Consider the following 12,688-nt stretch of genomic DNA (forward strand, 5'->3'; position numbering starts at 1 on the left):
GAATCTTCACCCCGCAGCGCATCGACCGGCACCCGAATGAGAGCGTGACCTCGGCCACCGCGGGCTGCCCGTACATGGAAGACTCGAATCGGGCCAGCCGTCACGAGCGGTAGGCGGACGGGCGCCGCCGGGCGTACGGCGACATGTGGGATGGAGACGAACAGTGCCGGGAGTGCGCAACCTGACGCAGGTCGAGGCGACCGAGCGGGCACGCCTGCTCAACGTGACGGGGTATGACATCAGTCTGGACCTGTCCAGCGCCGTGCTGGCGGCCGACGGCCGCACGTTCAGGTCGACCACCGAGGTCCGGTTCCGCTGCTCCGAACCGGGCGCGAGCACCTTCATCGAGCTGGCCGCCGAGTCGGTGCGGTCCGCCACGCTGAACGGCACGCCCGTCGACCTCTCCGACTGGTCCGCCGAGAAGGGCCTGACCCTGTCCGGGTTGGACAGCGACAACGTCCTGGTGGTCGACGCCGACTTCAACTACTCGAACAGCGGTCAGGGTCTACACCGGACGGTCGACCCGGTGGACGGCGAGACGTACCTCTACAGCCAGTTCGAGACGGCCGACGCGCAGCGGGTGTACGCCTGCTTCGACCAGCCCGACCTGAAGAGCGTCTACACCTGGCACGTCACCGTGCCGGCGCACTGGCGGGCGGTCTCCAACATGCCGGTGCAGCGGGAGGAGCCGGCGGGTGAGGCGCTCAAGACGCTGCACTTCACCGAGTCGCCCCGGATGAGCACCTACATCACGGCGATGTGCGCCGGGCCGTACCACGAGGTGCGCGACGCACACGACGGCATCGACCTGGGGGTGTTCTGCCGGGCGTCGATGGCCCAGTACCTGGACTCCGACGACCTGTTCCTGATCACCAAGCAGGGCTTCGACTTCTTCCACGAGAAGTTCGACGTGCGCTACCCGCTGCCGAAGTACGACCAGCTCTGGGTGCCCGACTTCAACGCCGGTGCGATGGAGAACTTCGGCTGCGTGACGCACGCCGAGTCGCACTACCTGTTCCGCTCGCAGGTCACGGACTTCGAGTACGAGCAGCGGGCCAACACGATCCTGCACGAACTGGCCCACATGTGGTTCGGTGACCTGGTCACCATGCGCTGGTGGAACGACCTGTGGCTGAACGAGTCGTTCGCCGAGTGGGCAAGCCACTGGTGCAACACCAACGCGACCCGGTTCAGCGAGGCGTGGACGACCTTCCTGTCCATCCGGAAGAACTGGGGCTACCGGCAGGACCAGCTCTCCTCCACCCACCCGGTCTACACCGAGATGCCGGACATGGAGGCCGTGGAGGTCAACTTCGACGGCATCACCTACGCCAAGGGCGCGAGCGTGCTCAAGCAGCTCGTCGCGTACGTGGGCGAGGAGCCGTTCGTGGCCGGGCTGCGGGCCTACTTCGGCAAGCACGCCTGGGGCAACGCCACCTTCGACGACCTACTCACCGAGCTGGAGGCAGCATCCGGGCGGGAGCTGCGCAAGTTCGCCGCGCAGTGGTTGGAGACCGCGCAGGTCAACACGCTGCGTCCGGAGGTGACCATCGGGGCCGACGGCACGTACGAGCAGGTGCTGGTGCGGCAGGAGGCCCCGGCGGCGTACCCGACGCTGCGGACCCACCGGATCGGCGTGGGCCTGTACGACCTGACCGACGGGCGGTTGGTCCGTCGGGAACGGTACGAGGTGGACGTGACCGGCGAGCACACCGATCTCGCCGCGCTGCGTGGCGTCCGGGCCGCCGACGTGTTGCTGCTCAACGACGACGACCTCAGCTACACCAAGCTGCGCCTCGACGAGCGCTCGATGGCGACGGTGGTGCAGCACATCGGTGGCTTCGACTCGTCGCTGGCCCGCGCGCTCTGCTGGACCGCCGCGTGGGACATGATCCGCGACGCCGAACTGTCCGCCCGCGACTACGTGGCGCTGACGCTGAGCGGGCTGCCCGCGGAGACCGACATCAACCTGGTCACCGCCACGCTGCGGCAGGCGACCACCGCGCTCACCCTGTACGCCGACCCGGCCTGGGCACCGACCGGCTGGGCCGACCTGGCCCGTACCGCCCGCGACGCGCTCGCCGCCGCCGAGCCCGGCAGCGGGTTCCAGCTGGCCTGGGCCCGCGCGTTCACCTCGGCGGTCCGCTCCGCGGAAGACCTGGCCACGCTGCGCGGTTGGCTGGACGGCGCCGGTGTGCCGGCCGGGCTGACCGTCGACACCGAGCTGCGTTGGTCGGTCCTCGCCGCGCTGGTGGCCAACGGCGCCGCCGGGACCGCGGAGATCGAGGCGGAGCTGAGCAGCGACCGCACGGCCAGTGGCGAGCGGGAAGCCGCGTACGCGCACGCGTTGATGCCGACGGCCGAGAACAAGGCCGCCGTGTGGGCCCTGCTCACCGGCCCGGACTCGCTGCCCAACTGGCGGCACCGGGCGCTGTTGCAGGGGTTCGCCCACCCGGCGCAGGTGGAGCTGGTCGGCCCGTACCGGGAGCGGTACTTCGCGGCGGTCGGGCAGGTGTGGGCCACCCGGGACAGCGAGCCGGCGCAGGAGTTCGCCCAGCTGGCGTACCCGACCTACCTGGTGCAGGACGACACGGTCGCGGCCACCGACGCGTGGCTGGCCGGTGACGGGCACCCCGCCCCGCTGCGTCGACTGGTCGCCGAGGGCCGCGACGGTGTGGTGCGGGCGCTGAAGGCCCGCGCGAAGGACGCGCAGAGCGCCTGAGCATCGAATACGCGGCCCGGGGCCGGCGTGGGTGTGACTCCGCGCCGGCCTCGGGCATTATCGTGACAGGAGGAGGTGGACGTGATGGCACAGCCGACCTACGAGTGGCGGCCCCCCGCGCGCGCGTGGCGCGAGCAGGACCTATCCGACCTGCCTCACGGTGCTGAAGCCGACAGCCCCCGCCGACGGCACCTGGGTCGAAGCAGAGGATGTGGCGCTCGTCGTCGAGGTGGAATCACCGGGTAGCCGTCGGCATGACCGGTTCACCAAGCCAGCGCTCTACGCCGAGGCCGGCATCCCCGCCTACTGGCGCGTAGAACGTGGCGATTTCGGTCCGGTGATCTACCGGTACGAGTTGGTGAAGGGGGTGCACTACAACCTGCTCGGCACGGTCGGCCCCGACGATGTAGTGCAGATCGACGAGCCGTGGCCGATGCGCCTCGATCCCTCGGCCTGGCCCCGCTGAAGCAAGCCCAGACACACCGAAGCCCGGCCCGCTGCGAGCGGGCCGGGCTTCGTCGTACGAGGAAGGGCTCAGCCCTTGCCGGCGTGGCTGGCGAGCTGGTCGAGGCCGTTGATGATGCCGCCGGCCAGGTCACCGCCGCTGAACGCGCCGACCATGGAGAGCGCGGCCAGCTTGGCGTACGTGTCGGGGATGCGCTTGCGGGCGTACCGCCCAGTGATGATCTCCAGCTGGCGCTGGTTGGGCGACACCGCGATCAGCACCGACTTGTCGGGCTCGGCGAGCTGACGGTGCAGCCGCTGGGCGTGCTCACGGATCGGCTCGTCGAGACCACCGACGAAGACCGAGAACACCAGACCGGTGCCCTTGTCGGCCAGGCGCAACGCCTCGTCGATGCGCAGCAGCTGGCGGGTCGAGAACGGCCCGTCGAGCACCTCGGGCGGATTTTCCGACCCGGCCTGCTTCTCACCAACGGTCACTTGCGCCTCCGGTTCCACCGGCCGGCGCCTCGACGCTGGCCTGCTCAAGCTTGTGGCTGGTCAACGCGGGCGCCTGCGCCCCCGCCGTCAGCGCGGTGCCGGCCGAGTCGGCCAGCTGCTCCGGACGGCCCAGGAACCAGACCGGAGTGAAGTCGAAGGGCCGGCCCGGGCGGTAGCGCTTGGCGCCACCGCCACCGCCGGTGGCACCACCGTGGCTACCGGCGTACGACAGGCCGGCGATGACCAGCACCGCGGCCAACGGGATGCCGACGAAGACCAGCAACGTCTCGGTAACAGACAATCCCAACGCCCCCAGGCGGAAGAAGGACGACAGTGAAAAACCGGGTCGGATGGACGATCACGCTGCCGACCGCCCGACTCCGTCACCATTCACGTTAGCGGAGTCGACGGCCCGCCAGATTGCGGGGTGCCGATCCCATCCGTCACTGCAGTTCTCCAGTTGCGCAGCGGTAGCGATGAGCCGCGCGTCGTCGCCGTACCGGCCGGTGAGCAGCACCCCGACGGGCAGTCCGTCGGTCGTGGTACCCACTGGCAGGGATACGGAAGGATCGCCGGTGACGTTGAAGATGGCGCAGTAGGGCGAGAACCGGCGTTGCCGGTCGAAGTCGGCGGCCGGGTCCGCGTCGGCGGTGAACCAGCCGACGGGTGCCTGCGGGGTGGCCAGGGTGGGACAGAGCAGCAGGTCGTATCCGGCGGTGCGGCGGGCCCCGAGGCGCACCTGCGCCTGCAACTCCCCGAGGGTGGCGGTCAGGGTGCCGGCGGAGAGTTCAGCGCCCCGGGCCCGGAGCAACCTGGTCAACGGCAGCAGTTCCGCCTCCCGCTGCGGTGGCACCGGGGCGAGCGCCAGCACGTACCAGAGGGTCTCGAACAGCGGCCACGCCGCCGGCCCGAGCGGCGGCGGCACCTCGACCACCTCGTGGCCGGCCGCCGTGAGGAGCGCGGCGGCCCGGTCCACGGCGGCCACGCAGTCGGAATGCACCGGTTCGTCGGCGAGCATCGGCGTGGTGAACCGGCCGATCCGCAGCGGGCCGGACTCGGCCCGGCGCGCGACGGCCAGGTAGCCGCCGGGCGGCGCGGACGGCGGCAGGTAGGGCTCGCCGGGGACGGGAACGGCCATGACGTCGAGCAGCGCGGCGACGTCGGTGACCGTCCGCCCGAGCGGGCCGGCGGTGGGCAGGCCGAACGCGCCGGAGCCGACCGGCCCGCCGGAGACGAGGCCCCGACTGGGCTTGTAGCCGACCAGGCCGCAGAGCGACGCCGGGATGCGCAGCGACCCGCCGCCGTCGGATCCCTGGGCGACCGGGACCAGCCCGGCCGCGACCGCCGCCGCCGCGCCGCCGCTGGACCCACCCGCTGTGTACGCCAGCTGCCACGGGTTGCGGGCCGGCGGCGCGACCCGGCCCTCGGAGTAGAGCGAACAGCCCAGCTCGGAGGTGGTCGTCTTGCCCAGGCTGACCAGACCGGCGGCCTTCATGAAGCGGACCACGTCGGCGTCGACCGGCGGAACGAAGTCGACGAAGGCGGCCGAACCGAAGGTGGTGCGAACCCCGGCGGTGAGCGTCAGGTCCTTGATCGCGGTCGGCACGCCGTGCAGCGGACCGCGCTCCTCGTTCGGCACCGCGTCGGCGGCGCGCGCGGCCTGCCGGGCGAGCTCCGGTGTGACGGTGACGAACGCGCCGACGGTGTCGCCGAGCGCCGCGACCCGGCGCAGGGAATGCTCGACCAGGTCGACGCTGGACAGCTCGCCGCGGGTGATCGCGGCGGCCTGCTCCAACGCGGTCAGGTCGTGCGGCTCGGCCATTACGCCATCCTGCCGGCAGTCGGCCTTTCGCGCAGCCGACACGCGCCGGAGACCGGAAACGGACCAACCGGATGCTTACCGCACGCTCGACGTGTCGAGCCGCAGATCTTGGACAGTTTCCGTCACGCGCGAACGGAAAGTGTCCAAGATCTGCGCATGCCAGCGACGTGGGCCCGTGCTCAGCCGTGCAGGAAGCGCAGGGCGTTGGTGGACAGGACCTTGTCGCGCTGGGCGTCGGTGAGAAAGTCGGCCGCGTGCACCACCGCGCCGGCCGGCCGCTCACCCAGCGGGTACGGGTAGTCGCTGCCGACCAGCACCCGATCCTCCCCCAGGGTGTCGACCAGCAGCCGCAGGGCGGGCGGCGCGAAGACCACCGAGTCGACGCTGAACCGGTCGAGGTAGCTGCTGGGCGGGCCGGCGGACGCGCCGCGGACCAGGTCCCCACGGCGGTGCCAGGCGTTGTCGGCGCGGCCGAGCCAGAACGGGAAACTGCCGCCGCCGTGCGCGAAACAGATCCGCAGCGTCTCGGGCACCCGGTCGAAGACACCGCCGAGGATCATCGCCAGCACCGACAGGTGGGTCTCGGCGGGCATCCCGGTGAGCCAGCGGGCCATCCAACGGTCCAGTCGTGGCCCGCCCGGCATGTCCCACGGGTGGACGAAGACGGGTGCGCCCACCTCGGCGCAGTGCTGGAGGAAGGTGACCACACCGGCGTCGTCCAGGTCCCGGTCGCCGACGTGGTTGCCGATCTCCACGCCCACGTGCCCGGCGGCGAGGCTGCGGTCCAGCTCGGCACAGGCGGCGTCCGGGTCCTGGAGCGGCACCTGGCAGAACGGCACCAGTCGGTCGCCCCCGGCCGCGGTGACCTCCAGGGTCAGGTCGTTGAAGATCCGGGCGACCTTCACCGCCTGGTCGGCCGGGCGGTCGTAGCTGAAGAAGACCGGGGTGGGCGAGACCACCTGCACGGCCACGCCGTCGGCGTCCATGTCGGCCAGTCGGCGCGACGCGTCCCAGCACTCCGCGCCGACCGGGCGGAACTCCGTCTCCCCCACCATGATCATGGCGGCGCGCTCGGAGTCGACCCGCAACCACGGCCAGTCGGACCCGCCGCACGCCGCGCCAAGGTCCGGCCAACCCTTCGGTACGACGTGCGTGTGCACGTCGACCACGCCTGCGGGCATCAGCCCTTGCCCGGGTGCAGGGTGCCGCAGTTGGCACAGGTACGCGCCGACTCGTCGGCGTAGAACGCCTGGAACACCGGCGGCAGATCGGCGGCGATGTCGCGGACCTGCAACTCGACCTCGTGCACCTTGTCGCCGCACTCCGGGCAGTACCACTGGAACGTCTCCAGGGTGCCCTCCTCACGGACCCGCTCGACGACCATGCCGATCGACCCGGCCTCCGGCCGCTGCGGCGAGTGCGGGGTGTTGCGCGGCAACATCCACATCTGCCCCTCGCGCACGTGCACGGTACGCGGCCCTTCCGGGGTGACCAGGTTGATGTGCATGTTGCCCTTGACCTGGTAGAAGAACTCCTCGTACGGGTCCACGTGGAAATCGGTGCGCTGGTTGGGCCCACCCACCACCATCACGATGAAGTCGTCGCCGCCGGGGAACATCTCCTTGTTGCCCACCGGGGGCTTCAACAGGTGCTGGTTGTCGGCGATCCAGCCCGGAAAGCTGAACGGCTCGGCGATCTCACTCACGACTGACCTCCCGAGGGAAGAAGGGCCACGGCCTGGATTTCGATCAGCAGGTGCGGGTGCGGGAGCTGGTGCACCGCCACCGTCGTACGGGTCGGTCCGGAGGCGTCGAAGAACTCGGCCCACACCTCGTTGTAACCACCGAAGTCGTTCATGTTGACCAGGTAGGACGTCACCTGCACCAGGTCGGTGAGGTCCGCGCCGACCGAACGCAGCAGATCCCGCACGTTCTCGATGACGGCCCGCGTCTGCACCCGGATGTCGAGGTTGGTGGTGCCGAACCCGTCCACCTCGACGCCGGCGAAGGTGTTGTCCGCGCGCCGCGACGACGTACCGGAGACGAAGACGAACCCACCGGCGACCTTGACGTGCGGGAAGGCCCCCCGCGGGACGGCCTTCCCGGCCACCACCCGGGCGGTCACGACGACGCCCGCAGCGAGGCGGTGCCGAGCTTCTCGACGACGGCGCGGACGTGGGCGCCGGGACGCAACGGAACAGCGGCGGTGGCGGCACCGGCCAGGAAGACCCAACCGGACTCCAACCGCACTCCGTGCCGGCCCGCCAACCGGATGCCCTCGTCGAGCGCCCGGCGCGGATCACCGAGGATCGCCGCCGTCGAACCGACCTGCGCCACCCGCCCGTCGACCTCCAGCAGCACGCCCAGGTTGTCCAGCCCCGCCGGCACCGGCGACCACGGCCCGATCACGAAGGCGGCGGCCGAGGTGTTGTCCGCGACCACGTCGGGCAACGAGAAACGGAAGTCCGCGTACCGAGAGTCGATCAATTCGATGGCCGGGGCGACCGCGCGGACCGCCGTGGCGAAGTCGCCGACCGGCTCGCCCGGCTCGGGCAGCCGGTCCAGCAGGAAGGCCACCTCCGGCTCGACCCGGGGATGGATGTACGCGGCCGGGTCGACGGCACCGCCGTCGGGCACCCGCATCGCGTTGGTGAGCCGCCCCCAGATCACCTCGTCCACGCCGACCTGGGCCATCTTCGCCCTGCTGGTCAGCCCCATCTTCAGCCCGACCAACCGCTCACCGGCGTCCAGCCGGCGTTGCAGCAGCGCGGCCTGCACGGCGTACGCGGTGTCCACGTCGAGGCCGGTCTCGGCGGCGAGCTGCGGGATCGCAGTGGCCGTGTCGGCAGCCGTGCCCAGCTTCTCGGCGATCCCGACGATGTCCGGTCCGATCATGACTGTTGCTCCTTGTCGGCCAGGTCGAGGGCCACGTCCACGATCATGTCCTCCTGGCCGCCGACCATCCGGCGGCGGCCCAGCTCGACCAGGATCGACCGGACGTCCACGCCGTACTTCGTGGAGGCCCGCTCGGCGTGCCGCAGGAAGCTGGAGTAGACACCCGCGTACCCCAGGGAGAGGGTTTCCCGGTCCACCTGGACCGGCCGGTCCTGCAACGGGCGGACGATGTCGTCGGCGGCGTCCATCAACGCGAACACGTCGCAGCCGTGCTTCCAGCCGTGCAGCTCGGCGACCGCGACGAAGACCTCCAGCGGCGCGTTGCCGGCGCCCGCGCCCATGCCGGCGAGGGAGGCGTCCACGCGGACCGTCCGACCGTGCGCCGCGTCGGGACCGACCGGCGCGGACCCGGTGACCCGACCGTGCTCGACGGCGAGCACGCTGTTGGCCACCCCGAGTGACAGGTTGTGGTGCGCGTGGATGCCGATCTGCGTCTCCGGGGCGAGGACCTGCCGGTACGCGTCGACCCGCTGCGCCACGTCGGACATCAGCAGCCGACCGCCGGAGTCGGTGACGTAGACGCAGTGCGCCCCGTACGACTCCATCAGCTTGGCCTGCCCGGCCAACCCGGCCGGATCGAACATGTGCGACATCATCAGGAACCCGGCGACGTCCATGCCGTTCTCCCGGGCCCAGGAGATGTGCTGGGCGCTGATGTCCGCCTCGGTGCAGTGGGTGGCGATGCGCACGCTGGTCACCCCGAGCGCCTTCGCCGCCTTCAGGTCGGCGATCGTGCCGATCCCGGGCAGCAGCAGCGTGGTCAGCTTCGCCGTGGTCAGCACCTCGGCCGCCGCGGAGATCCACTCCGCGTCGCTGGCCGCGCCGTGGCCGTAGTTCACGCTGGAACCGGCGAGCCCGTCACCGTGCGCCACCTCGATCGCGGCCACCCCGGCGGCGTCCAGCGCGGCGGCGATGGTGCGTACCTGGTCGACTGTGTACTGGTGGGCGACGGCGTGCATGCCGTCGCGCAGCGTCACGTCCTGGATGTAAAGGTCGGTCATGGCGCGGCCACCTCCGAGGAACGCAGGGCGACCAGCCGCTCCGCGGTGCGCAGCGCGGCGGAGGTCATGATGTCCAGGTTCCCGGCGTACGCGGGCAGGTAGTGCCCGGCGCCGGAGACCTCCAGGAAGACCGACACCTGAAGAGCGGTGAGCCGCCGCCCGAGCGTCGGCAGGTACGCCTCGACCCGGTCGAACTGCACGTCCTGCTTGAGCCGGTAGCCGGGGACGTACTCCTGCACGGTCGCCACCATGTCCGCCACCGAGGCGGCGATCGCGTCGGTGTCGGCGTCGGCGTCCGGGCAGAGGCAGTAGACGGTGTCCCGCATCAGCAGCGGCGGGTCCGCCGGGTTCAGCACGATGATCGCCTTGCCTCGCTCGGCACCGCCCACCACCTCGATGGCGCGGGCCGTGGTCTCGGTGAACTCGTCGATGTTGGCCCGGGTTCCCGGCCCGGCGGACTTCGACGCGATCGAGGCGACGATCTCCCCGTACGCCACCGGGGTGACCCGGCGGACCGCGGCGACGATCGGCACGGTCGCCTGTCCGCCGCAGGTCACCATGTTGACGTTGGGCTGGTGCAGATGCTCGTCGAGGTTGACCGGCGGCACCACGTACGGGCCGATCGCGGCCGGGGTCAGGTCGACCACCGTCCGGCCGAGCCCGCGCAGCACCTCGTCATGGCGTCGGTGCGCGCCGGCCGAGGTGGCGTCGAACACCAACTCGACGTCGGCGAACTCGGGCAACGCGACGAGCCCGTCCACGCCGTCGGCGGTGGTGGCGACGCCGAGGCGGCGAGCACGCGCCAGGCCGTCGGAGGCCGGGTCGATGCCGGCCATCGCCACTACGCGCAGGCGGTCGCTCAGCCGCAACACCTTGATCATCAGGTCGGTACCGATGTTCCCGGAACCGAGCACCGCCACGTTGGTGGTCACTGGCCGCCCCTGTCGCTGAAGGATGTGCGCACCGAACCCAGCCCGGAGATCCGGGCCTCGTAAGCGGCGCCGGGGGTGACCGGCACCATCGGGCCGAGCGCGCCGGAGAGCACCACGTCCCCGGCACGCAGCGGGTCACCGGCGCGGGCGAGGGTGCCGGCCAGCCACAGCAGGGCGTGCAGCGGATTCCCCAGGCAGGCGGCGCCCGCACCCACCGAGACCGGCTCGCCGGCGTGCTCCAGCACCATCCCGCACAGTCGCAGGTCCACGTCGGCGAGCCGGCGCGGCGTGGTGCCGAGCACGAAGAGCCCGCTGGAGGCGTTGTCGGCGACCGTGTCCACGATGGAGATGTCCCAGGCGGCGATCCGGGAGTCGACGATCTCGATCGCCGGCAGCACGTGGTCGACCGCGCGGATCAGGTCGACGGTGGTGAGCTGCGGGTTCGGAAGGTCCCTGTCGAGCACGAACGCGATCTCCGCCTCGACCCGAGGCTGGAGCAGCCGGTCGATGGGCACCTCGACCCCGTCGCCGACGGCCATGGCGTCGGTCAACATGCCGAAATCCGGTTGGAACACCCCGAAGGTCTCCTGCACCGCCCGGGACGTCAGCCCGATCTTCGCGCCGACCCGGCGTTCGCCGCGGCCCTGCCAGGCCCGCGCCTGGAGTTGCTGCACGCGGTACGCGGCCTCGACGTCGCCCTCCGGCAGCAGCCGGCCCCGAAGCGGCGCGCACGGCTTGCCGGTGCTGCGGGCGTCGGTCAGCTCCCGGTTGGCGGCCTCGATGTCAGCTTCCATGCCCGCTCCCTCGCTACGGCTCACGACAGGTCCACGCAGACGTTCGTGAGTTCGGAGTAGAAGTTCAGCGAGTGCACGCCACCCTCGCGACCGATCCCGGACGCCTTCACCCCGCCGAACGGGGTACGCAGGTCCCGCAGGAACCAGGTGTTGACCCAGACGATGCCGGCGTCGAGCCGGGCGCCGGCTCGGTGCGCGACGCCCACGTCCCGGGTCCACACGGTCGCCGCCAGGCCGTACTCGGTGCCGTTGGCGAGGGCGTACGCCTCGTCCTCGGTGTCGAACGGCGCGACGTGCACCACCGGGCCGAAGATCTCCTCGCGGTTGGTGCGGGCGTCCGGACCGAGCCCGGTGAGCACCGTCGGCTGCACGTACGACCCGCCGTCGCGGGTGTCGCCGAAGGTGGGCGTACCGCCGCCGCTGAGCACCTCGGCGCCCTCGGACCGGGCCAGCTCGTACGCGCCGAGCACCTTCGCCCGGTGCTGGTGGGAGATCAGCGGCATGGTGGCGGTCGCCTCGTCGGTCGGCCAGCCGTACGCCAGCTCGCCGGCCCGCTTCGCCAGTCGGGCGGTGAACTCCTCGAAGACCGGCCGCTGCACGTAGATGCGCTCGGTGCAGAGGCACACCTGACCGCCGTTGGTGAAGCTGGACCGCACCGAGCCGGCCACCGCGGCGTCCAGGTCGGCGTCGGCGAAGACCAGGCCGGCGTTCTTGCCGCCCAGTTCGAAGCTCACCGCCTTCACCCCGTCGGCGGCGGCCCGCATGATCGCGCCGCCGGTGGCCGACTCGCCGGTGAAGGTGATCGCGTCGACGCCCGGGTGGCGGGTGAGGAACTCGCCCGCCGAGTCCGGCCCGAAGCCGTGCACCAGGTTGAACACACCGGCCGGGACGCCGGCGGCGGCCATCACCTCGGCGAGCACCGTCGCCGAGGCGGGAGTCTCCTCGCTGGGCTTGACCACGACGGCGTTGCCGCAGGCCAGCGCCGGAGCAACCTTCCAGGTGAGCAGCAGCAACGGCAGGTTCCACGGCACGATGACCGCGACCACGCCGACCGGCTTGCGCAGCGCGTAGTTGAGTGCCCGACCGCCGGTCGGGGTGACGGTGGTGAACGATTCGGTGGGGGCGGTCGCCACGATCTCCGCGAACGCGCGGAAGTTCGCCGCGCCGCGCGGGATGTCCAGGGTGCGGGCCTGGGCGATGGATTTGCCGGTGTCGGCGACCTCGGCGGTGACCAGGTCGTCGAAGCGGCGCTCCAGCTCGTCGGCGACGCGGCGCAGGACCTCGGCGCGCTCGCGCTCCCCCATCCGGCCCCACGGCCCGCGCAGCGCCGCACGGGCGGCGGCCACCGCATCGTCCACTGTCGACTGCGATGCCTCGTCGACCTCGAAGACCTGCTCCCCGGTGACCGGGCTGGCCTTGGCGAACGGGTTCCCGCCGTCGACGAACTCACCGGCGACGAAGTTGCGCAACCGCTGCGGACCACTCGGCGCGTGGCCGGCCATCAGCCGCGGATCCCAGGTG

General features: G+C 71.5%; 13 protein-coding genes. 2 read left to right on the forward strand and 11 right to left on the reverse strand.

All coding sequences use genetic code 11. From position 1 onward, the window contains the following. Window positions 1-172: 172 nt before the first annotated feature. A complete protein-coding gene (pepN, locus tag ACZ6NZ_RS27735) occupies window positions 173-2,722 on the forward strand; it encodes an aminopeptidase N (protein ID WP_465860927.1) in 2,550 nt (849 codons plus the stop codon). Between the two features lie 160 nt (window positions 2,723-2,882). Further along, on the forward strand, window positions 2,883-3,188 hold the full coding sequence (locus tag ACZ6NZ_RS27740) for a Uma2 family endonuclease (protein WP_465860928.1): 306 nt from the start codon (window positions 2,883-2,885) through the stop codon (window positions 3,186-3,188). Between the two features lie 68 nt (window positions 3,189-3,256). Here ACZ6NZ_RS27740 and ACZ6NZ_RS27745 read toward each other — a convergent pair whose 3' ends face one another. From ACZ6NZ_RS27745 to ACZ6NZ_RS27795, 11 genes are all read right to left on the reverse strand, one after another. Further along, complete coding sequence (locus tag ACZ6NZ_RS27745) at window positions 3,257-3,664, reverse strand: DUF5130 family protein (protein ID WP_124856680.1); 408 nt, start codon at window positions 3,662-3,664, stop codon at window positions 3,257-3,259. Beyond that, the gene (gene ctaJ, locus ACZ6NZ_RS27750) at window positions 3,651-3,971 is read right to left on the reverse strand and encodes an aa3-type cytochrome oxidase subunit CtaJ (protein ID WP_443673278.1); all 321 of its coding nucleotides are present in this window, start codon (window positions 3,969-3,971) and stop codon (window positions 3,651-3,653) included. Before ctaJ ends, ACZ6NZ_RS27745 begins: the two co-directional genes overlap by 14 nt. A 51-nt stretch (window positions 3,972-4,022) precedes the next feature. Further along, window positions 4,023-5,486 carry an amidase gene (locus ACZ6NZ_RS27755; protein ID WP_465860929.1) on the reverse strand — a complete coding sequence of 488 codons (1,464 nt, stop codon included), beginning with the start codon at window positions 5,484-5,486 and terminating at the stop codon, window positions 4,023-4,025. Window positions 5,487-5,665: 179 nt separating this feature from the next. Beyond that, a complete protein-coding gene (locus tag ACZ6NZ_RS27760) occupies window positions 5,666-6,667 on the reverse strand; it encodes an amidohydrolase family protein (protein ID WP_465860930.1) in 1,002 nt (333 codons plus the stop codon). After that, window positions 6,667-7,191: a 3-hydroxyanthranilate 3,4-dioxygenase gene (locus tag ACZ6NZ_RS27765; protein WP_357205430.1), complete on the reverse strand. Its 525-nt coding sequence runs from the start codon at window positions 7,189-7,191 to the stop codon at window positions 6,667-6,669. The genes ACZ6NZ_RS27760 and ACZ6NZ_RS27765 overlap by 1 nt, the downstream gene beginning before the upstream one ends. Then, window positions 7,188-7,610 (reverse strand): RidA family protein, encoded by a 423-nt coding sequence (locus ACZ6NZ_RS27770; RefSeq protein ID WP_238658963.1) that lies wholly within the window; start codon window positions 7,608-7,610, stop codon window positions 7,188-7,190. The genes ACZ6NZ_RS27765 and ACZ6NZ_RS27770 overlap by 4 nt, the downstream gene beginning before the upstream one ends. After that, complete coding sequence (locus tag ACZ6NZ_RS27775; protein WP_366612752.1) at window positions 7,607-8,380, reverse strand: 2-keto-4-pentenoate hydratase; 774 nt, start codon at window positions 8,378-8,380, stop codon at window positions 7,607-7,609. Before ACZ6NZ_RS27775 ends, ACZ6NZ_RS27770 begins: the two co-directional genes overlap by 4 nt. Continuing rightward, window positions 8,377-9,441: a 4-hydroxy-2-oxovalerate aldolase gene (gene dmpG, locus ACZ6NZ_RS27780; protein WP_366612751.1), complete on the reverse strand. Its 1,065-nt coding sequence runs from the start codon at window positions 9,439-9,441 to the stop codon at window positions 8,377-8,379. Before dmpG ends, ACZ6NZ_RS27775 begins: the two co-directional genes overlap by 4 nt. After that, window positions 9,438-10,373: an acetaldehyde dehydrogenase (acetylating) gene (locus ACZ6NZ_RS27785; protein ID WP_465860931.1), complete on the reverse strand. Its 936-nt coding sequence runs from the start codon at window positions 10,371-10,373 to the stop codon at window positions 9,438-9,440. Before ACZ6NZ_RS27785 ends, dmpG begins: the two co-directional genes overlap by 4 nt. Further along, window positions 10,370-11,167, reverse strand: a complete 798-nt coding sequence (locus tag ACZ6NZ_RS27790) for a 2-keto-4-pentenoate hydratase (RefSeq protein ID WP_465860932.1) — start codon at window positions 11,165-11,167, stop codon at window positions 10,370-10,372. Before ACZ6NZ_RS27790 ends, ACZ6NZ_RS27785 begins: the two co-directional genes overlap by 4 nt. Window positions 11,168-11,187: 20 nt before the next feature. Further along, window positions 11,188-12,669, reverse strand: a complete 1,482-nt coding sequence (locus ACZ6NZ_RS27795) for a 2-hydroxymuconic semialdehyde dehydrogenase (RefSeq protein ID WP_465861123.1) — start codon at window positions 12,667-12,669, stop codon at window positions 11,188-11,190. Window positions 12,670-12,688: the final 19 nt, after the last annotated feature.

This window comes from Micromonospora sp. NPDC047756 (assembly GCF_055587245.1).

Bases quoted from the DNA above. Each gene is read 5' to 3' on its own strand.
- ACZ6NZ_RS27755 (WP_465860929.1), bottom strand. From the start codon at position 5,486: ATGGCCGAGCCGCACGACCTGACCGCGTTGGAGCAGGCCGCCGCGATC.
- ACZ6NZ_RS27760 (WP_465860930.1), bottom strand. From the start codon at position 6,667: ATGCCCGCAGGCGTGGTCGACGTGCACACGCACGTCGTACCGAAGGGT.
- ACZ6NZ_RS27775 (WP_366612752.1), bottom strand. From the start codon at position 8,380: ATGATCGGACCGGACATCGTCGGGATCGCCGAGAAGCTGGGCACGGCT.
- dmpG (WP_366612751.1), bottom strand. From the start codon at position 9,441: ATGACCGACCTTTACATCCAGGACGTGACGCTGCGCGACGGCATGCAC.
- ACZ6NZ_RS27790 (WP_465860932.1), bottom strand. From the start codon at position 11,167: ATGGAAGCTGACATCGAGGCCGCCAACCGGGAGCTGACCGACGCCCGC.
- ACZ6NZ_RS27795 (WP_465861123.1), bottom strand. From the start codon at position 12,669: ATGGCCGGCCACGCGCCGAGTGGTCCGCAGCGGTTGCGCAACTTCGTC.